Source organism: Vibrio sp. 1078-1, assembly GCF_033340475.1.
Map to the genome: position 1 here is coordinate 1 of NZ_JAWOWM010000993.1, position 502 is coordinate 502.

At 46.0% G+C, this 502-nt stretch carries 1 protein-coding gene; it reads left to right on the forward strand.

Annotated elements, in window-relative coordinates; translation table 11 throughout:
• The coding region (locus R7190_RS31250) for a pilin glycosylation ligase domain-containing protein (RefSeq protein ID WP_318138395.1) at positions 1-502 on the forward strand (502 nt) is incomplete at both ends.

Consider the following 502-nt stretch of genomic DNA (forward strand, 5'->3'; position numbering starts at 1 on the left):
AGTATTCTACCCCAATGCGGACAGCACTCTGGCAGCGAACAAACTTATCGGCCTGTGGAGTGGTTTCCTGTTTTTTGTTGTCTTACAGCAATTTCATTTCAGTAATAAGCATCGCCAACGGTTACTTTGGTTCATCGTACTGGCTGTCGTGATTGAAGCTCTATTTGGTCTGACGCAATATCTTTTTCTAAAACCAGGGAATCCTTTCGGCTACGACACGATTGCGAACCGTCCGTACGGGATCTTTCAGCAACCGAATGTGATGGCAAGCTTTCTCGCTACTGGATTAGTCATTGCCAGTTACCTTCTAGCTCGTCAACCCTATAAGTATTCACGTAAGCTAAGCGACGTTTACCTTTTGTATGCCGTACCTGTTGTTACCTTGCCGTTGATTGTCGCGTTAGCTTCGCGCACAGGATGGCTAGCGACCATCATCGGTTTGTTGTTAGTGATTCCTTATATGTATCGCTTTGCAACCAAAGGCCGCTTTATTCGCTGGATC